Origin of the sequence: Paracoccus sp. pheM1 (assembly GCF_018499825.1) — a bacterium.
In the GTDB taxonomy this organism is placed as follows: Bacteria; Pseudomonadota; Alphaproteobacteria; order Rhodobacterales; family Rhodobacteraceae; genus Paracoccus; species Paracoccus versutus.
In genome coordinates this window covers 1,535,373-1,554,465 of the sequence record NZ_JAGXCX010000001.1, presented here as the reverse complement: position 1 = coordinate 1,554,465, position 19,093 = coordinate 1,535,373, and the positions used below count along the sequence as shown (strand labels likewise).

Genomic DNA, 19,093 nt, shown 5'->3' with positions numbered 1-19,093 from the left:
TCCATGGGCGGGTCTGGGGTCATCGACCATTTCCTGGCGGTCTTCACCAGCTATATCGACTCCGGCTTCGGCCTGCTGGGCGGCGAGGTCGCCTTCATCGCCACCACGCTGATCGTCATCGACGTGACCCTGGCCGCGCTGTTCTGGGCCTGGGGCGCCGAGGACGACATTCTGGCGCGCCTGGTCAAGAAGACCATCTTCGTCGGCGTCTTCGCCTGGCTGATCACCAACTGGAACAGCCTCGCCCGCATCGTTTTTGAGTCGTTCGCCGGGCTCGGGCTGATGGCCTCCGGCACCGGCTTCACCGCCGGCGATCTCATGCGCCCCGGCCGCGTCGCCCAGACCGGGCTCGATGCCGGCCGGCCGCTGCTGGAATCGATCTCCGACCTGATGGGCTGGGTCGCGGTCTTCGAGAACCTCCTCCAGATCCTCTGTCTGTTCTTCGCCTGGGCGCTGGTCATCCTCGCCTTCTTCATCCTCGCCGTGCAGCTCTTCGTCACCCTGATCGAATTTAAGCTCACCACGCTGGCGGGCTTCGTGCTGATCCCCTTCGGCCTCTTCGGCAAGACCGCCTTCATGGCCGAGCGCGTGCTGGGCAATGTCGTCTCGTCGGGCATCAAGGTTCTGGTGTTGGCGGTGATCATCGGCATCGGCTCGACGCTGTTTGGTGCGTTCACCAGCGGCTTCGGCGGCGTCGCCCCGACCGTGGACGACGCCATGGCCATCGTGCTGGCGGCGCTGTCCCTCTTGGGCCTCGGCATCTTCGGCCCCGGCATCGCGACCGGCCTGGTCTCCGGCGGTCCGCAGCTTGGCGCCGGGGCGGTCGCGGGGACAGGACTGGCCGTGGGCGGGGCGGCCATGGCCGCCGGTGGCGCCACGGTGCTCGGCGCGAAGGGCATCGCCGCGACCGCGCGCGGCGGGGCCGCCACGGCGGGCGCCGCCTCCGCCGCCTATACCCTGAACTCGGCCGGACAATCCGGGATCGACGGCGCCCTCTCCGGTGCCGCCGGCGTCGGCAAGGGCGCGGGCATCGCTGCCATGACCCCGCTGCGTCGGGCGGCGGCCAGTCTCAAGGCCAAGCGCGAAGCCGGCGTGAAGGCCGGTTTCACCAGCACCGGGGGATCGACCACGCAGGGCACGCTCGGTGGCCCCGCCGCTGATGCGGGTGGCGCAAACACCAGTGCCGGCGGCAATGCGCCCGCCTGGGCGCAGCGCATGCGCGGGCAGTCCCTTGGCCGGGGCGCGACCGTTGCCGCCCATGCCGTGCGCTCGGGCGACAGCCATGGTCCCGGGACATCCGTCTCCCTTTCCGAAAGCGACAAGCCATGAACCTGTTCAGACGTCCGACCACGCATTACGGCAAGACGCCGGAACCGGTCACGCCCTACCAGAAGGCCGCGCAAGTCTGGGACGAGCGCATCGGCTCCGCCCGGGTGCAGGCGCGGAACTGGCGGCTGATGGCCTTCGCCTGCCTGATCCTCGCCGCCGGTTTCGCCGGCGTCCTGGTCTGGCAATCGGCGCGCGGCACCGTCGTGCCATGGGTGGTGCAGGTCGACGATCTCGGCCAGGCCCAGGCCGTCGCGCCTGCCGCGGCCGACTATCGCCCCACCGATCCGCAGATCGCCTGGCATCTCGGCCGCTTCATCGAGCAGGTCCGTTCGATTCCTGCCGATCCGGTGATCCTGCGGCAGAACTGGCTCCGCGCCTATGACTGGACCACCGATCGCGGCGCCGCGGCGCTGAACGACCATGCCCGCGGTAACGATCCCTTCTCGAAACTGGGCGAGCGGCAGGTCTCGGTCGAGGTCTCCTCGGTCATCCGCGCCTCGCCCGACAGCTTCCGGGTCGCCTGGACCGAGAAACGCTATGAGAACGGCCAGCTGTCATCCACCGAGCGCTGGACCGCGATCCTGACCGTGGTGATCCAGACGCCCCGCACCGCCGAGGTCCTGCGCGCCAATCCGCTCGGCATCTATGTCAATGCGATCTCATGGTCGCGGGAGATGAGCCAATGACAATTGTTCTCACCGAAGGAATGATCGGCGCCCGGGCGAGAAGCTTGCCCCGATCCGTACTGGCCGTGGTCCTGCTGTCGGCCACCGCGCTGGCGGGCTGCGCCACCAGCAAGACTCCTCAGTTCAGCTATGACGACACCGTGCCGCCCCTGCCATCGCCTCCTGCCGCCGTTGCAGAACCAGCTCCGAAACCGCTGCATGTGCCGCCGGGCTGGACCCCGGCAAAGGGCGGCAACGCGGCGGAAAACCCGGAAAGCCGGGTGACGAACGCCAATCTCGCCGCGCGGGTCGAGCCGCGCCGCGAGGGCTACTATAACGCCATCCAGGTTTATCCTTGGTCTGAGGGCGCGCTCTATCAGGTCTATGCCGCGCCCGGACAGGTCACCGATATCGCGCTGGAGCCGGGCGAGCGCCTGACCGGCACCGGACCCATCGCCGCCGGCGACACCGCCCGCTGGATCATCGGCGAGACCGAGAGCGGCAGCGGCGCGTCGCGCCGCGTACATGTGCTGGTCAAGCCGACCCGGCCCGAGATCAGCACCAATCTGGTGATCGCCACCGACCGGCGCCGCTATATGCTGGAACTGCGCGCCGACGAAGAAACCTGGATGCCGGCGGTGTCTTGGCACTATCCGGAAAGCGCGTCGTCTTCGGCAGCGGTGCAGCGACAGGCGCCTCCTGCAGCACCGGTAATCCCTGGGAAATCGGCGCGCAACCATCGCTACGGCTTGCAGGTCCAAGGCGCGAGCCCGCCCTGGCGGCCGGTCTCGGTCTTCGACGACGGTCGCCGGGTCCATGTGGTCTTTCCGCCCGGCATCGCGCAGGGCGAGATGCCGCCGCTCTTCGTCATCGGCCCGGACGGTGCGCCCGAGATCGTCAACAGCCGCGTCCACGGCAACGTGCTGATCGTGGACCGGCTCTTCGGCGTGGCCGAACTGCGCCTCGGGTCCGGCAAGCGCCAACAGGTGGTGCGGATTATCCGTATGGAACAGACACGGGCGGTCGCCCAACCGACCCGCGCACCGACGAAAGGCTCGTCCTGATGAGCGACAGGAACACCTCTGCCGCGCCGATGCGGCTGCGCGCCGAACCGCCGCGCGTCACCCGGCTGTCGCGCAAGGTGCTGGCGGGGATGGCTGCCATCGCCGCGCTCGGCATCGGTGCGGCGCTGATCTTCGCCCTGCAGAGTAAAGATGTGGAACGTGGCGGCGAGGAGCTGTTCTCCACCGAAAACCGCGCCACTGCCGACGGGCTGGCGGAACTGCCGCATGATTATAGCGGCCCCGCCCTCGGCCCGGCGCTGCCCGGCGATCTCGGCAAGCCGATCCTCAATGCCCGCAATCGCGGCGCGCCGGTGCCCGCGCCCGCCACGCCCACCGTCACCACACCCGCCATGGGTGCGGTGGAGCAGCAGCGGTTGGCGGAAGAAGAGGCCGCGCGGCTCAGCGGCGTGTTCTTTCAGGGCGGCTCACGGCCGGCGGGCGGGCCGGATGCCGGTGCCGGGAGTGCTGGACCGGTGCCCGGCGGGTCCGGTTCCGTCGGACAGATGCAAACCGCAGGGCCGCAGGACCGGCATGCGGCGTTTCTGGGTGCCGCCGCCGACCGGGTGACGGTGGCGCCGGATCGAGTCGAGGCACCGGCCTCGCCCTACCTCCTGCAGGCCGGATCGGTGATCCCGGCGGCGCTGATCACCGGCATCCGCTCCGACCTGCCCGGCCAGATCATCGCCCAGGTCACGCAGCCAGTCTACGACAGCCCCACCGGCTCGATCCTGTTGATCCCGCAGGGCACCCGGATCATCGGCGAATACGATGCCGGCGTCGCCTTCGGCCAGCGCCGCGTTCTCCTTGTCTGGAACCGGCTGATCTTCCCGGACGGCCGCTCCCTGGTGCTGGAGCGCCTGCCCGGCACCGATGCCAGCGGCTATGCAGGGCTCGAGGACGGTGTGGACTATCACTGGGGCGACATGGCCAAGGCCGCCGGTCTCTCGACCATACTGGCCATCGGCACCGAGATCGGCCGTGAGGACGACGATCCCTTGGTGCGTGCCATCCGCGAAGGTGCCGGCGATACCATCGCCGATTCCGGCCAGCAGATCGTCCAACGCCAGTTGCAGGTGCCGCCGACGCTGACCATCCGGCCGGGATTCCCAGTCAGGATCCTTGTCGGCAGAGATTTGGTCTTCGAGAACGCAGGAGGATGACAGCATGACGAAGCTGAAGCTCGGGCCGATCACCGACGATAGCCCGGTCAAGATGACCGTCGAACTTCCGGCGAGCCTGCACAGGGATCGGCCCCTGTATGGCGAACTGCTCGGCCGCAGCGGCACGGGTGGGCAGGGCGTTGCTGTCCCGCCGCAGAAGCTCGTCGTGCCGATGCTGGAGCGGTTTCTCGCCTCGGATCGCGGCTTCGCGAAGGCGCGGAGAAACGTCGGTGCCGGGAGTCGACCTGGCGACTGATTCACTACGCCTTGCCGTCTTGCGCCGACAGGGTCCGCGTCAGGCTGAGCAAGCGGCGCAGGGCCGGATTGTCGTTGCGTGGCGACCAGACCGCGCAGAAGGGCAGGGGCTCCGTTGCGAGCGGCCGGAAGACGACGCCGGGAAAACTTACGCCTGTCGTTGCCTCGCTGGTAAGCGTCAGCCCTTTGCCCAGGGCGACCAGTTGCATCAGCGTGTCGCGGGAGACTGGGCAGCGCTCGACACTGGGATGATGACCCAGTTCCGACAGATACCGGACCAGATAGTCGTGGATCTCCGGTCCCGGACCGGCCTCGCTGACGACGAAATGCCTGTCGCGCAATTCGGACCAGGCAATCCGTTTCCGCATCGTCAGGTCGTCGTCCTTCGGAAGCGCCACGAACACCCGCTCCTTCCAGAAGACTTCGACATCGCATTCCGCCGCCTCGGGGGTGCCGGTCAGGAACGCCACGTCCATGCAATGCTGACGCACGGCGGCGATGTGATCGCTTGGGCTGCCTTCCACGATCACGCATCGCACACCGGGATGATCGTCAGTATAGCGGCTCAGCAGATCGGCCGGAAAGCCCGAGGCCAGTGAGGCGAAGATGCCGATCCGCAGCATGCCGTGTTCCACCCGGCCGGCCGCGCCGACATCCTTGATGGCAAGGTCGAGTTCGTTGAATACCCGGCGGGCATGGGTCAAAAACCTCTTGCCCGCATCCGTCAATGTCACGCCGCGCTTGTGGCGGATGAAGAGCGCCGCGCCGGTCTCGTCCTCCAGATCGCGGATGCGCCGGCTGATCGCGGATTCCCGCACGCCGAGTTCCCCCGCTGCTGCGCTGAAGCTGCCATGCTCAACCGCCGCGATGACATAGCGGAGATGGCGCAGCTCGATTATCGTTCTGCCGGATCGCGGTACCATTCGCAGGCGTCCATTAGCGATTCGTAAACTGTGGTGCACGTTTTTCCGCGAAGGCAGTCATCCCCTCGCGACGGTCGTCCAGGGCGAAGGTCGCGTAGAGCAGGCGGCGTTCGATATAGAGGCCCTCCTGCAGATGGGTCTCATAGGCCTTGTTCACTGCCTCTTTCGCAAGTTGCACCACGGGTCGTGACGAGGTGGCAATCTGGGCGGCCAGTGCCACCGCCTCTGCCAGATGGATGCCGGCAGGGACGACCCGGCTGACGAGCCCGAAGGACAGCGCCTCGGCCGCTGACAATGCGCGACCAGTCAGGATCATGTCCATCGCGACCGCCTTGCCGGCGATCCGGGTCAGGCGCTGCGTGCCTCCGGCGCCGGGAATGATGCCAATGCCGGTTTCCGGCAGCGCGAACCGGGCGGTCTCGGACGCGATGATAATGTCGCACATCAGTGCAATCTCGCAGCCGCCGCCGATCGCATGGCCGGAAACAGCCGCGATGACCGGCTTGCGCACCCTGCTGATGCCCTCCCAGGTCGCGGTGATCAGCTGTTCCTCGTAGACCTCGGCAAAGGTCTTGTCCTTGATTTCCTTGATGTCCGCGCCGGCGGCGAAGGTGCGCTCGGATCCGGTGACGACGATTGCGCCGATTTTGGGATCCGCGTCGAATTCGGCTGCAGCCTGTGACAGTTCTGTCGTCAGCTGCCGGTTCAGCGCATTCAGGGCCTCGGGGCGGTTCAACGTGATGATCCCGACGGCGTCTTGGGTCGAGACAAGGATGTTTTCATAGGTCATGGCATGTCTCATGCGATGTGAACAAGGATCTTGCCCATGCGGGCGGGATCTTCGAGGTGGTCGAAGGCCGCCGACATCTCGGCCAGCGGAAAGGCGCGGTCGATCAGCGGAACGAAACCTCCCGCCTCCCAGGCGCGGATCAGCCGGCGGAACTCCTCCAACGAGCCCATGGTCGAGCCGTGGACCGCCAGCTGCCGCACGAAAAGCCGCTGGATGTCGGCCGACGGATGCGCCCCGGTGGTGGCGCCGCAGGTCACCAGATGACCGCCGCGCGCCAGGCTGCGCAGCGAGCCGGCCCAGGTTCTTTCACCGACATTGTCGATGACGAGGTCGGCGCCCTCGTTACCCGTCAGGTGCAGCACCGCCTTCGGCACATCCTGGGCGCGGTAATCAATGGCCTCGATCCTGAGAGCGCGAAAATGCGCCAGTTTCTCGTCACCTGTGGTGGTGACGATCACTCGCGCGCCCGCCATGCGCGCCAGTTGCATCGCCGCATAGGCGACGCCGCCGCCCGCGCCTTGCACCAGAACGACACGGCCGGGCGCTGCCGACATCTGGCCGAAGACCATGCGCCAGGCTGTAAGATAGGCCACGCCCAGAACCGCCGCCTGGTCCATGTCGGCATGAGGCGACAGCCTGACCAGCGACCGTGCCGGCAGGACCACCTGTTCGGCGAAGGTGCCGTGGCGATGCTCGCCCAGAATGCGGGCGGAATGGCAAAGCGGCTGGTCCCCGGCAAGGCAGGGCCGACAGGCGCCGCAGAACTCGTAGGGATAGAGGATGACCCGGTCCCCCGACGCCAGCCCGGAATCGCCCGGCGCCTCGATCACCTCGCCCACGCCATCCACGCCCATGATCAGCGGAAGGTCGTGGGTGATGCCGGCACCATTGTCGCGCATGTAGAGATCGACCCGATTGACCGAGGCCGCGACCATGCGCACCCGCGCCCAGCCTTGCGGACAATCCGGGGCTGGCAGGTCGTCCAGGCTGACCCCGTCGAGACCCCGCTTATGCAGAACGATAGCTTTCATGCAGATTCCTCCCCCTCTGGCGGAAAGGTAAATGCATTGTCACAATATGGCAATGGGTTGCATATCGGCGCCACAAACTTTGACAGCTAATGCTTATAAATTCTGGCTTGATGGATGTTCTCCATGAGATTATATATAAATATATTGTCATAAATGCGGAGGATGAGATGGCGATGGATCCCGATACGCTCGCGCAGCTTTGCGCAACCTTGCGCCGCTTCGTGGACGAGCAGCTGATCCCGGGCGAGGCCGAGGTTGCCGAAACCGACGCCATTCCCGAGCGGATCGTTGCCGGCATGCGTGAGCTGGGCCTGTTCGGGCTGACCGCACCCGAGGAATACGGCGGGCTGGGCCTGACCATGGAGGAGGAGGTCATGGCCATCTTCGAGCTCGGCCGCGCCGCGCCGGCCTTCCGCTCGATGTTCGCGACCAATGTCGGCATCGGCATGCAGGGCATCGCCATTGACGGCACGCCCGAGCAGAAGGCGAAATACCTGCCGCGGCTGGCCTCGGGCGAGTTGATCGGCTCGTTCGCGCTGACCGAGCCGGATGTCGGCTCGGACGCCGGTTCGGTCAAGGCGACGGCCCGGAGGGACGGCGACTTCTATGTGCTGAACGGCACCAAGCGTTTCATCACCAACGCCCCCCATGCCGGGCTGTTCACCGTCATGGCGCGCACCGATCCCGGGCAGAAGGGCGCTGCCGGCGTCTCGGCCTTTGCGGTCGAGCGTGACACGCCCGGCCTGTCCCTGGGCAAGCCGGAAAAGAAGATGGGCCAGCAGGGCGCCCATGTCTGCGACGTGATCCTGGACGATTGCCGCGTGCCGGCCTCGGCGTTGATCGGCGGGGTCGAGGGGCAGGGGTTCAAGACGGCGATGAAGGTGCTGGACAAGGGGCGGCTGCATATCGCGGCGGCCTGTGTCGGCCTGGCCGAGCGGATCATCGACGACATGCTGGACTATGCCGTCGCGCGCCGGCAGTTCGGCCGGCCGCTGGCGGATTTCCAGCTGCTGCAGGCGATGTTCGCCGATTCCCGCGCCGATGCCTATGCGGCACGCTGCATGGTGCTGGACGCGGCGCGCAAGCGCGACGATGGCCGGGATGTCGGGGTCGAGGCCTCCTGCGCCAAGATGTTCGCCTCGGAGGCGGTGGGCCGGATCGCCGACCGCAACGTGCAGGTGCATGGCGGCAATGGCTATATCCGCGAATACCGGGCCGAGCAGCTCTATCGTGACGCGCGGCTGTTCCGCATCTACGAGGGCACGACGCAGATCCAGCAGATCATCATCGCCAAGGCGATGGCGGCAGAGGCGCGGGCGCGGGCCGGTCTCTAGCGTGGCCGGGGCGGCGGGCTATTCCGCCGCCTTCCTGTCCGGCCCGGCCTCCGGGTCGATATCCTTGAAATTGCGCAGCATCTTGTCGAGGTAATGGATCATGTGGATCCGATCCTCGGTCGAGAAGCCGCGCAGCGCCTTGTCGTAATAATCCGAGATCACCGGCCGCATGTCCTCGTCCCACAGGCTGCGGCCCTTGTCGGTCAGGCGGATCAGGCGCGAGCGGTTGTCGTTTTGGTCCACCGCGCGCTCGATGTAATCCATCGCCTCCAGCCGCGTCAGCACACCGGTCAGGTTCTGCCGGCTGACCAGCAGGAAGGCCGCCAGATCGCCCACCGGGACGCCGTTCTCGAAGGCGGGGCGGGTCAGTGCCCCCAGCACCGCCCATTGCTGCGTGGTGACGTGGTGCTCGTCCAGCGCCCGGGTGCCGGTCTTGTGCAACATGTTGGCGCATTGGTAGAGGCGGAAAAAGAGCCGATTGCTCAGCCCCGATCCCAGATTCCCGATTTTCCTGCCACTTTTCGCCATGCCGCCAATCTGGCCGCAGTCGGGGCCAAGGTCAAGCCGTGCCGATGCGGCAAAATAAAGTAAATATATTGACATAAATTTGCGACTGCTGCAGGATGCTGTCAGGGAGGCCGTCCAGGGATTCGGACAAGGCAATTCAACAGAAATATCGCAAGAAAATGCGATTTCTCTGGCCGAGACCCTGTGGCCTGAAGTCAGGAAGGAGATCGCTTTGCGTGGCCTGAAAGGGAAAGTAGTTGTCGTAACTGGCGGCGGTGGTGGCATCGGTTCGGCCACCTGCCTGCGCTTCGCCGAGGAGGGGGCCCGGGTCGTCGTGGCCGATGTCGGTGCCGAGGCGGCCGGTCAGGTCGTCGAAGCGATCCGCGCGGTTGGAGGCGAGGCTACTGCGATGGTGGTGAACCTGATCGATTACGAGGCCTCCGCCGCCGCTGTCGCCCGGGTCGAGGCCGAGTTCGGCCCCATCGATGTGCTGGTGAACAATGCAGGTTGGGATCTGTTTACGCCGTTCCTGAAATCCGGCCCGGATTTTTGGAACAAGATCATCGATATCAACCTGCGCACGGTGCTGAACATCACCAAGCCGGTGCTGGAATCGATGGTTGCTCGCGGTGCCGGCGGACGCATCGTGTCGATCGGATCGGACGCCGGCCGGGGCGGTTCGTCGGGGGAATCCGTCTATGGCGCCTGCAAGGCGGGGGTCATCGCCTTCATGAAGACCCTGGCGCGCGAACATTCCCGCCACGGCATCACCTTCAACACCGTCTGTCCGGGCGTGACCGAAACCGGGATGCTGGAAAACTTCATGGAAGCGGCCGGCGACAAGGAAAAGCTGCGCGTGGCATTTGCCAAGGCTGTCCCGCTGGGGCGGCTGGGCAAGCCCGAAGATCTGCCAGGCGCGATCCTGTTTCTGTCCAGCGACGACGCGGCCTTCATCACCGGTCAGGTGATCTCGGTCTCGGGCGGCCTGACCATGCACGGATGAAAGGGAAAGCCATGACCTATGAAGACATCATCTATGAGGTGAAGGACGGCGTCGCCACCATCACCATCAACCGCCCCGACAGGATGAACGCCTTTCGCGGCCAGACCTGCGAGGAACTGATCCACGCCTTCAACAAGGCCGGCTGGGACAAGTCCATCGGGGTTATCGTGCTGACCGGCGCCGGGGAGCGGGCTTTCTGCACCGGCGGCGATCAATCCGCCCATGAGGGGCAGTATGACGGGCGCGGCACCATCGGCCTGCCGATGGAGGATCTGCATTCCATCATCCGCGACGTGCCCAAGCCGGTGATCGCCAAGGTGCGCGGCTTTGCCGTGGGCGGCGGCAACGTGCTGTGCACGATCTGCGATTTCACCATCGCGGCGGAAAGCGCGCAGTTCGGCCAGGTCGGACCCAAGGTCGGCTCGGTCGATCCCGGTTTCGGCACCGCCTTCCTGGCCCGCGTGGTGGGCGAGAAGAAGGCGCGCGAGATCTGGTACATGTGTCGTCGCTACAAGGCGGCCGAGGCTCTGGCGATGGGCCTGGTGAACACGGTTGTCCCCGATGACCAGCTGGACGCCGAGGTGGACCGCTGGTGCGCCGAGATCATGGAGAAATCGCCCACCGCCATCGCCATCGCCAAGCGCAGCTTCAACATCGACACCGAGCATCAGCGCGGCATTGCAGGGCTCGGGATGTATGCGCTCAGCCTCTACTACGACACCGAAGAAAGCAAGGAAGGCGGCATTGCGTTCAAGGAGAAGCGCAAGCCAGATTTCCGAAAATTCTCAAGATAAATAAATGGTTATCAAGCAACTTGGGGAGGAGTTCATGCTTGAGAAGAACAAGAAAACCGTTGTCGCTGCGGTGCTGGCAGCCCTGGCCACATCTGCCGGGGCGCAGGACGGGCCGGTCAAGGTCGGCTTTGCCGCCGACCTTACCGGGGCCTGCGCTGCCCTGTCCGAGGACGGGCTGAACGGCGCGAAGATCGCCGCCGAGGAAATCAACGCGGCTGGCGGCATCCTGGGCCGTCCGGTCGAACTGATTGTGCGCGACACCCAGACCAAGCCCGACGAGGGCGCCAAGGTCGCGCGCGACCTGATCACCAAGGACAGGATCGACGTGTTGACCGGTGTCTGTTCTTCAGCGGTGATGCTGGCGGAAAGCGCGGTCTCGGCCGAGTTGAAAGTGCCGTTCTATGCCGCCATCGGCTCGACCCAGCGGGCCAATATCGAACTCTACCAGCCTTATTTCTGGCAGGTGCAGGCCAATGCCACGATGGAGGCCTATGCTGCGGCCGAATATGTGGCGAAGAAGCCCGAATGGAAGAAGATCTCGGCGCTTGGTTCCGACTACGAATGGGGCCATACCTCGGTCGCGGCCTTCACCGAGCGACTGAAGGAGCTGCGCCCCGATATCGCCTTTGCCGATCCGATCTATGCCAAGGTCGGCGAGACCGCGATGGCGCCCTATATCACCGCCACGCTGGCGCAGCAGCCTGATGCGGTCTTCGCCCCGCTGTTCGGTCCCTCGCTGGGCGGGACGCTGAAGCAGGGGCAGGGGTTCGGCTTTTTCCAGAAGACCAATCTCGTGACGCTGATGACGGTGGACACGTTGCAATCGCAAGGCGCCTCGATGCCCGCCGACAACGTCTATGGCATCGCCCGCGCACCGTTCTTTGCGCTGGAACAGTCGCCAGAGGTGACCGCCTTCATCGAGACCTATCGCGCCGCCTATGGCGAATATCCGACCGACTGGGCGATCAATGCCTATGACGGGCTGAACTTTTACGCTGCCGTGGCCGAAAAGGCCGGCACCGTCGAAGCCGATGCGATCATCGCCGCGCTGCCGCAGGTCAGCTTCGACGGGCTGCGCGAAAAGGGCCTGACCATCCGCGCGCTGGACGGCCAGATGAACGCGCCGGTCTATGTCGGCAAGGCGGCCAAGGTCGAAGGCTACGATTTCCCGATCCTGACCGAGGTGGAAAAGTTCGAGGGCGCGCCGCTGATGCCTGCCGAGGATCTGATCCTCCAGGCCCGTGGAGCTGCCAGGTAGGCCACTCTGCGAACCCGTCCCGGCGGGATGATCCGCCGGGACCAGCCAGAGGAAATCCAGATGGTTCTGATCCAGCTCGTCAATGGGCTCATGGAAGGCATGACGCTTTTCCTGATCGCCTCGGGCCTGACGCTGATCTTCGGCGTCACCCGCATCATCAACTTCGCCCATGGCTCTTTCTACATGCTGGGCGCGTTCCTGACCTATGAGCTGGTGCCGTTGATCGCGCCGGGCACGCTCTGGGGGTTTTTCGTCGCCGTGGCGGCTTCGGCGGCGGCCGTCTCGGCCCTGGGCGTCCTGTTCGAGACGACTGTGCTGCGCCGCATCTACGGCAAGGATGGTATCCTGCAGCTGATCGTCACCGTGGCGCTGGTGCTGATCATCCGCGACCTGGTGCGCATGACCTGGGGCGCGAACAGCGTCTCGGTGCAGATGCCCGATGCGCTGATGGGGGCGCTGGTGGTGGGCGACACCTATTTCCCGCTGTTCCCCATCGCGATCTTTGCCGCCGGGCTCATCGTGGTGCTGGCGATGATCTGGGTGATCTACTTCACCCGGGCGGGCATCCTTCTGCGCGCCGGCACCGATGACCGCGGCATGGTCGCGCTTCTGGGCGTGAACGAGAAGCTGATCTTCACCGCGGTCTTTGCCGCCGGGGCGTTTCTTGCCGGTCTGGCCGGGGGGCTGAGCGCGCCCTATGGCGAGGTGAATTACCTGCTCGATACCACCATCATCGTCTCGGCCTTCATCGTCTGCGTGATCGGGGGGCTGGGCAACCTGTACGGCGCTTTGGCCGGTGCGTTGGTGGTCGGCGTCACCAAGGCGATCGGGGTGATGTACTTCCCCCGCCTGTCGATGGTCCTGATCTTCCTGATCATGGCCGCCGTTCTCATCGCCCGCTCGATGGGCCGTCAGGGAGGCCCGGCACGATGACCGCGCAGGATCTGAAAACCCTCTGGGCCAGAGTGGCCCGTGCCACCGTCAGCTGGCAATTCGTGGTCCCGGCGCTGGCCGCGGTCCTGGCGATCAACTGGATGGCGTCGACCTCGACCTCGACCATGATGACCGAGATCATGATCATGGCGCTGTTCGCCTCGTCGCTGAACCTGCTGATGAGCTTCGGCCACATGGTCAGCTTCGGCCATGCCGCCTATTTCGGCCTTGGTGCCTATGGCTTCACCCTGGCCGTTGTGCGGGGCGGGGTGCCGCCGGAACTGGCGCTGGCTATCGGCCCGCTGGCCGCGGCCCTTGGCGGGCTGGTCTTCGGCGCGCTCTGCGTGCGGCTGACGCAGATCTATTTCGCGATGCTGACGCTGGCCTGCGCGCAGATCACCTATACCGTGCTGTTCCAGTGGTATGACTTCACCGGCGGCGATACCGGCATCACCGGCTTCATGATCCCGCGCTTCGGCCTTTCCGAAAAGGGTTATGCGACGGCGGTGCTTGTCGCGGTCACGCTCTGCCTGCTGGCGCTGTGGGGGATCGTGAAATCCCCGCTCGGCCTGTCGATCCGCGCCGTGGGGCAGGATCGCTACCGGGCCGAGGCGCTTGGCCTGGGTCCGCGGCGGGTGCAGCTGGTGGCCTTCGTCATCGCCGCCTTTTTCGCCGGGGTCGCGGGCACGCTTTATTCGGTGCTGCATGGCGCGGCCTTCCCCGACTATGCCGGTCTGGGCATCACGCTGGACGGGCTGATCATGGTCGTCATCGGCGGCTTAAACAGCTTTGCCGGCGGTATCTGGGGCGCCATCATCTACGAATTGCTGGCCACCTTCGTCTCGAAGGTGATCCACGAATGGGAACTGGTGCTGGGCCTGATCCTGCTGGCGATCTGCCTGGTGGCCCCGGCCGGCTTCGCCGGTGTCTCGGCCCGGCTGCGGGCGATGCTCGGGGGGATCCGCTGATGCAGCCGATCCTCTCCGCCCGCCACATCCGCAAGGCCTATGGTGCCTTCATCGCGCTGAAGGACATCTCCTTCGACATCCCCAGGGGTGAACGCCACGCCCTGATCGGCCCGAACGGGGCGGGGAAATCCACCTTCATCGCCTGCATCGCCGGGCAACTGCCGGGGGTGGAGGGCGAGATGATCTTCAAGGGCGAGAACATCCTGGCGCTGCCGCCGGCGCGGCTGGCCAAAAGGGGGATCGGCCGCACTTTCCAGATCAGCCGTGCCTTTCTGTACATGTCGGTGCTGGAAAACATGATGGCGGCTTACGTCATCGCTTCGAGCAAATGGGCCTCGCTCTCGGGCCGGGTCTATGCCGAAAAGATCGACCGTGCCCACGCCATGCTGGAAACCGTGGGCCTGGCCGAACGGTCGCGGGATACGGTCGCGGACTTGAGCCTCGGCGACCGCAAGCGGCTGGAATTCGGCATGGCGCTGGCCGCTGACCCGGACCTGCTGCTGCTGGACGAGCCCACCGCCGGCATGTCGATCAAGGAACGCCACTTCCTGATGGAGATGGTGGCCGAACGGGTCGATGCCACCGGCAAGACGCTGATCTTCGTCGAACACGACATCGACGTGGTGATGAAGATCGCCCGGCGCGTCACCGTCATGGTGCGCGGCGCGATCCTGGCCCAGGGCAGCCCCGAGGACATCAAGGCCAATGACGAGGTGCAGGCCGTCTATCTGGGAGGGGGGCACTGATGATGCTGCGCATTTCAGACCTGCACGCCGCCTATGGCAAGGCCGAGGTTCTGCACGGGATCGACCTGGAGGTCGCGCCTGGCGAGGTGGTCTGCCTGATCGGGCGGAACGGGGTCGGCAAATCCTCGACGATGAAGTCCATCGTCCGTGACCAGATTGCCGTGACGGGGGGCGAGATCGTCTTCGACGGTGCCCCGCTGGCCGGGATGCGCCCGCATGAGGTGATCCGCCGCGGCGTTGGCTATGTGCCCGAGGACCGGCGCGTCTTCGCCTCGCTTTCGGTACTGGAAAACCTGAACGTGCCGCGGCCGGTCGCCGCCGCCGCCGGCCGCCGCCGCTGGACGGTGGACGAGGTGTTCCGCCTGTTCCCGCAATTGCATGACTATCGTCACCGCAAGGCAGGGGTGATGAGCGGGGGCGAGCAGCAGATGCTGTCCATCGCCCGGTCGCTGCTGACCTGCCCGAAGCTTCTGCTGCTCGACGAGCCGCATGAGGGGCTGGCGCCCAAGATCGCCGAGGAGGTGGTCGACGCCATCGTCGCGCTGAAACGCGAGGGGGTGTCGATGATCGTGTCCGAACAGGCGCTGAACACGATCCGTCGCTGCGCCGACCGGGTCTATGTCATCGACCGGGGCATGACGGTCTGGAACGGCAGCGTGGACGGCTTTTACGCCGACCCGGAAATCACCCGCAAATATCTGATGGTTCAATGAGGCAGCCCATGTATCCCACCATCTTCGACACCGAGGAACTGAACGCACTGCGCGACCTCGCCCGCAAGTTCGCCGCCGAGAAACTGGCCCCCGGCTATCAGGCGCGTGAGAAGGCGGGCGGCTTCGGCCCCGATCTTCTGCGCGAGATGGGCGGCCTTGGCCTGATCGCGCCGGAGCTGCCCGAGAAATTCGGCGGCCTCGGCTCCGGCGCCATCTATTCCGGCGTCATCATCGAGGAAATCGCCCGGGGCGATTTCAACATGGGCTATGTCAACATCCTCGCCTCGCTGAACGGGCAGATCCTCGCGAATTTCGCCAATCCCGAGATCAAGCGCGAATGGTTGCCCAAGCTGATCGGGGGCAAGTTGATCGTCGCCATCGCCCTGACCGAGCCGCGTGGCGGTTCGGATGCCGCGAACCTGGGCTTGCGGATGGAACGCGACGGCGACCATTATGTGATCAACGGCGAAAAGACCTCGATCTCCTGCGCCGATCAGGCGAAAGGCGCGGTGGTCTTTGCCCGCACCGGCAGGCCCGAGGACAGGGCGCGCGGCATTTCCGCCGTCTTCGTGCCGATGGACACGCCCGGCATTTCCACCACCCGCTTCACCGACCTGGGCCAGCACGCCATCGGCCGCGGCTCGATCTTCTTCGACAACGTGCGCGTGCCCGCCGATCACCTGCTGGGAGAGGAGGGCAAGGGCTTCGTCCAGGTCATGCAGGGCTTCGACTTCTCGCGTTCGCTGATCGGGCTGCAATGCCTGGGCACCGCGCGGCAATCGCTGGACGAGACCTGGGACTATATCGGCGGGCGCAGGGCTTTCGACAAACCGCTGGCCGCCTTCCAGGGCATCACCCACCAGCTTGCCGATTTCGACACCAAGGTCGAGGCGGCGCGGTTGCTGTCGCTGAACGCGCTGTGGCTCAAGGACAACGGTCTGCCGCATGTGGCGGAGGCTGCGATGGCGAAATGGTGGCCGCCGCTGCTGGCCTACGAGGCGATCCATGCCTGCCTGCTGATCCATGGTCATGCCGCCTATTCCAACGAATTGCCGTTCGAGCAGCGGCTGCGCGACGTGCTGGGCCTGCAGATCGGCGACGGCACCGCGCACATCATGAAGAACATCATCGCCCGCGAGCGGGCCGGCAAGGCCGTCACCGGCTGAGCCGGGAGAAAAAGGGGAGGAGGAACCCATGAAATTCGATGCCGTCCTGATCGAACCGCGCCGCGCCCGGATGGAGGCCGAGGGTCTATGGCCCGGCAAGACGCTGCTCGACTATTTCGAGGATTGTCTGCGCGAAAAGCCGCAGGCGGTGGCGCTGACCAGCATCGTGACAGCGACCGGCGACCGCCGCGACCTGACCTGGACCGAGCTTGACGCGCTGTCCTGGCGCGTGGCGGCGGGGCTGCGCAGGCTCGGCCTTGGCCGCGACGACGTGCTGGCCTGCCAGCTTTCCAACAGCTGGGAGTTCGTCGCGCTCTACATCGGCTGCCGCAAGCTGGGCGTGGTCTTCAATCCGGTGATGCCGATCTTTCGCGAACACGAGCTGCTGTTCATGCTGAAGCATGGCGAGGCCAAGGCCTTTGTGGTGCCGAAACTGTTTCGCGGCTTCGACCACGAGACCATGGCCGAGAGCATGCGCCCCGATCTGCCCGACCTGCGCCATGTCATCGTTGCCGGCGGCGATGGCCCGAACAGCTTCGATGCGCTGTTGCTGGATCCGGCGCTGGAGGTGGGCGCGGATCTGCGCGCCGTCTCGGCTCGTGACCGGGGCGATGCGAACGACGTTTGCCAGCTGATCTACACCTCGGGCACCACGGGCGAGCCGAAGGGCGTGATGCATACGGCCAACACGATGTATTCCAACCTGGTGGCCTATGCCGACCGGCTGCATCTGGGCGCGGATGACACCGTGCTGATGTTCTCGCCGATGGCGCACCAGACCGGCTTCATGTATGGGTTCCTGATGCCGGTGATGCTGTGCGCCCGCATGATCCTGATGGACAGCTGGGACAAGGATCTTGCCGCACGGCTGATCCAGGACGAGCGGGTCAGCTTCACCATGGCCTCGACCCCTTTCCTGATGGACCTGACCTCGGCGGTCGAGGAAGGCGCCACCGATCCTTCCTCGCTGCGCATCTTCCTTTGCGCCGGCACCGCGATCCCCGGACCCCTGGTCGAACGGGCGCAGCGGATATTGGACGCCAAGGTCATTTCGGCCTGGGGCATGACCGAGAACGGCGCCGTCACGGTGGTCGCGCCCGAGGATCCTGACGAGCGTTCGGTCCAGACCGACGGCTTTGCCCTGCCGGGGATGGAGCTGCAGATCCGCGACCCCGACGGCATGCCGCTGGGCCCGGGGCAGGAGGGAGAACTGTTCGTGCGCGGCTGTTCGAACTTCGCCGGTTATCTCAAGCGTCCGCAATGGAACGCTACCGATGCCGAGGGCTGGTTCGATACCGGCGACATCGCGCGCATGGATGAGCAGGGCTATATCCGGATCTGCGGCCGTTCCAAGGACGTGATCATCCGGGGCGCCGAGAATATTCCGGTCGTCGAGGTCGAGGCGCTGCTTTACAAGCATCCGGCCGTGCAGCAGGTCGCCATCGTTGCCTATCCGGACGAAAGGCTGGGCGAGCGTGCTTGCGCCTTCATCGTGCCGAAGCCCGGCCAAAGCATCGACCTCCCGGCGATGGTGAACTTCCTGTCCGGCCTTCATCTGGCCAAGCAGTATTTCCCCGAGCGGCTGGAAATTCGCGACCGCCTGCCTTCGACCGCATCGGGCAAGATCCAGAAATTTGCGCTGCGCAACGAACTGCGGGCCGAATACGAGGCCATGAAGAAATGACCCGTATCGCGGGACCGCGTGTCGTGCTGACAGGGGCAGGCGGCCCGATGGGTCGCGCCGTCGCCCGGCGGCTGTTGCAGGACGGGGCAGAGGCTCTGGCCCTGACCGACATCTCGGGCACACGGCTGGCGGAAACCGTGGCGCTTCTGGGCACCGAATATCCTGCCGCGCGCATTGTTTCGTTGCGTTGCGACATTACCGCCGCAGCTGAGGCCGAGGCGTTCTGCGCCCTGGCGCAGGAAGGCTTCGGCGGCGCCGATGTGCTGGTCAATACCGTGGGCGGCATCCGCTCGCCCCGGCTCTACACTCCGTTCCTGGAAATGGACGAGACGCAGTTCCGCTCGACCTTCGAGCTGAACCTGATGGGCAATTTCCACCTGATCCGGGCCTTCGCGCCGGGGATGGTTGAGCGCAGGTTCGGCCGGATCGTCAACTTCGCGACGGTGGTGTTCGGCGGCGAGGCGGGGCAGGTGGATTACGCAGCCGCCAAGGCCGCCATCGCCTCGCTGACACGCAGCCTTGCGGCCGAACTGGCCCCCGCCGTGACCGTCAACGCCGTCGCGCCGGGGCTGACCCGCACCTCGGTCACGCAGAACATGCCCGAGGCCGAGGCGGCGCGGCTGACCGCGCTGGCCTTCAATCGCCGCATGGCCGAACCCGAGGAAATCGCCGAAGCGGTGGCCTTCTTCGCCTCGGACGCGGCCCGCTTTGTCACCGGCGAAATCATGGCCGTCTCCGGCGGCATCCACCCGCATCTCTGAAAGGCAGAC

Annotated in this window: 20 protein-coding genes; 16 read left to right on the top strand and 4 right to left on the bottom strand. The window is 65.8% G+C overall.

Going from position 1 to position 19,093, the window contains the following annotated elements; all coding sequences use genetic code 11:
• Positions 1–3: 3 nt before the first annotated feature.
• The 5 genes from trbL to KF941_RS07785 are packed head-to-tail and all read left to right on the top strand — an operon-like array spanning position 4 to position 4,474.
• A complete protein-coding gene (trbL, locus tag KF941_RS07805) occupies positions 4–1,329 on the top strand; it encodes a P-type conjugative transfer protein TrbL (RefSeq protein WP_072462931.1) in 1,326 nt (441 codons plus the stop codon).
• Positions 1,326–2,015, top strand: a complete 690-nt coding sequence (trbF, locus tag KF941_RS07800) for a conjugal transfer protein TrbF (protein WP_114536903.1) — start codon at positions 1,326–1,328, stop codon at positions 2,013–2,015. The genes trbL and trbF overlap by 4 nt, the downstream gene beginning before the upstream one ends.
• A 20-nt stretch (positions 2,016–2,035) precedes the next feature.
• Entirely contained in the window at positions 2,036–3,058 is a 1,023-nt protein-coding gene (trbG, locus tag KF941_RS07795) for a P-type conjugative transfer protein TrbG (RefSeq protein WP_072462929.1), read from the top strand.
• Positions 3,058–4,218 carry a TrbI/VirB10 family protein gene (locus tag KF941_RS07790; RefSeq protein WP_114536902.1) on the top strand — a complete coding sequence of 387 codons (1,161 nt, stop codon included), beginning with the start codon at positions 3,058–3,060 and terminating at the stop codon, positions 4,216–4,218. Before trbG ends, KF941_RS07790 begins: the two co-directional genes overlap by 1 nt.
• A gap of 4 nt (positions 4,219–4,222) precedes the next feature.
• Positions 4,223–4,474, top strand: coding sequence for a DUF2274 domain-containing protein (locus KF941_RS07785; RefSeq protein WP_114536901.1), 252 nt, complete (start codon positions 4,223–4,225; stop codon positions 4,472–4,474).
• 4 nt (positions 4,475–4,478) lie between these two features.
• On the opposite strand, the gene KF941_RS07780 is transcribed toward KF941_RS07785, so the two are convergent.
• Genes KF941_RS07780 through KF941_RS07770 form a run of 3 tightly spaced genes read right to left on the bottom strand, consistent with a single transcriptional unit; the run spans position 4,479 to position 7,217 of the window.
• Positions 4,479–5,396, bottom strand: a complete 918-nt coding sequence (locus KF941_RS07780) for a LysR family transcriptional regulator (RefSeq protein WP_114536900.1) — start codon at positions 5,394–5,396, stop codon at positions 4,479–4,481.
• A gap of 13 nt (positions 5,397–5,409) precedes the next feature.
• Positions 5,410–6,186, bottom strand: a complete 777-nt coding sequence (locus tag KF941_RS07775; protein ID WP_114536899.1) for an enoyl-CoA hydratase-related protein — start codon at positions 6,184–6,186, stop codon at positions 5,410–5,412.
• Between the two features lie 8 nt (positions 6,187–6,194).
• Entirely contained in the window at positions 6,195–7,217 is a 1,023-nt protein-coding gene (locus tag KF941_RS07770) for a zinc-binding dehydrogenase (RefSeq protein WP_114536898.1), read from the bottom strand.
• A gap of 167 nt (positions 7,218–7,384) precedes the next feature.
• On the opposite strand from KF941_RS07770, the gene KF941_RS07765 reads away from it, so the two are divergent.
• On the top strand, positions 7,385–8,551 hold the full coding sequence (locus KF941_RS07765; RefSeq protein WP_114536897.1) for an acyl-CoA dehydrogenase family protein: 1,167 nt from the start codon (positions 7,385–7,387) through the stop codon (positions 8,549–8,551).
• An 18-nt stretch (positions 8,552–8,569) separates the two neighbouring features.
• On the opposite strand, the gene KF941_RS07760 is transcribed toward KF941_RS07765, so the two are convergent.
• Positions 8,570–8,995: a MarR family transcriptional regulator gene (locus tag KF941_RS07760; RefSeq protein WP_231486884.1), complete on the bottom strand. Its 426-nt coding sequence runs from the start codon at positions 8,993–8,995 to the stop codon at positions 8,570–8,572.
• Positions 8,996–9,158: 163 nt separating this feature from the next.
• Between KF941_RS07760 and KF941_RS07755 the strand changes: the two genes are divergently transcribed.
• Genes KF941_RS07755 through KF941_RS07710 form a run of 10 tightly spaced genes read left to right on the top strand, consistent with a single transcriptional unit; the run spans position 9,159 to position 19,084 of the window.
• A complete protein-coding gene (locus KF941_RS07755; RefSeq protein ID WP_309473605.1) occupies positions 9,159–10,061 on the top strand; it encodes an SDR family NAD(P)-dependent oxidoreductase in 903 nt (300 codons plus the stop codon).
• Between the two features lie 11 nt (positions 10,062–10,072).
• Entirely contained in the window at positions 10,073–10,855 is a 783-nt protein-coding gene (gene badI, locus KF941_RS07750) for a 2-ketocyclohexanecarboxyl-CoA hydrolase (RefSeq protein ID WP_024845471.1), read from the top strand.
• Between the two features lie 34 nt (positions 10,856–10,889).
• Complete coding sequence (locus KF941_RS07745) at positions 10,890–12,113, top strand: ABC transporter substrate-binding protein (RefSeq protein WP_214273035.1); 1,224 nt, start codon at positions 10,890–10,892, stop codon at positions 12,111–12,113.
• A 60-nt stretch (positions 12,114–12,173) separates the two neighbouring features.
• On the top strand, positions 12,174–13,046 hold the full coding sequence (locus KF941_RS07740; protein ID WP_167521706.1) for a branched-chain amino acid ABC transporter permease: 873 nt from the start codon (positions 12,174–12,176) through the stop codon (positions 13,044–13,046).
• Complete coding sequence (locus KF941_RS07735) at positions 13,043–14,014, top strand: branched-chain amino acid ABC transporter permease (protein ID WP_214273034.1); 972 nt, start codon at positions 13,043–13,045, stop codon at positions 14,012–14,014. The genes KF941_RS07740 and KF941_RS07735 overlap by 4 nt, the downstream gene beginning before the upstream one ends.
• Positions 14,014–14,760: an ATP-binding cassette domain-containing protein gene (locus KF941_RS07730; RefSeq protein ID WP_181820541.1), complete on the top strand. Its 747-nt coding sequence runs from the start codon at positions 14,014–14,016 to the stop codon at positions 14,758–14,760. Before KF941_RS07735 ends, KF941_RS07730 begins: the two co-directional genes overlap by 1 nt.
• Positions 14,760–15,473, top strand: coding sequence for an ABC transporter ATP-binding protein (locus KF941_RS07725; protein WP_114536894.1), 714 nt, complete (start codon positions 14,760–14,762; stop codon positions 15,471–15,473). Before KF941_RS07730 ends, KF941_RS07725 begins: the two co-directional genes overlap by 1 nt.
• Positions 15,474–15,481: 8 nt before the next feature.
• On the top strand, positions 15,482–16,639 hold the full coding sequence (aliB, locus tag KF941_RS07720; RefSeq protein WP_214273033.1) for a cyclohexanecarboxyl-CoA dehydrogenase: 1,158 nt from the start codon (positions 15,482–15,484) through the stop codon (positions 16,637–16,639).
• Between the two features lie 28 nt (positions 16,640–16,667).
• On the top strand, positions 16,668–18,323 hold the full coding sequence (gene aliA / locus KF941_RS07715; protein WP_114536892.1) for a cyclohexanecarboxylate-CoA ligase: 1,656 nt from the start codon (positions 16,668–16,670) through the stop codon (positions 18,321–18,323).
• The gene (locus KF941_RS07710) at positions 18,320–19,084 is read left to right on the top strand and encodes an SDR family NAD(P)-dependent oxidoreductase (protein WP_114536891.1); all 765 of its coding nucleotides are present in this window, start codon (positions 18,320–18,322) and stop codon (positions 19,082–19,084) included. The genes aliA and KF941_RS07710 overlap by 4 nt, the downstream gene beginning before the upstream one ends.
• Positions 19,085–19,093: the final 9 nt, after the last annotated feature.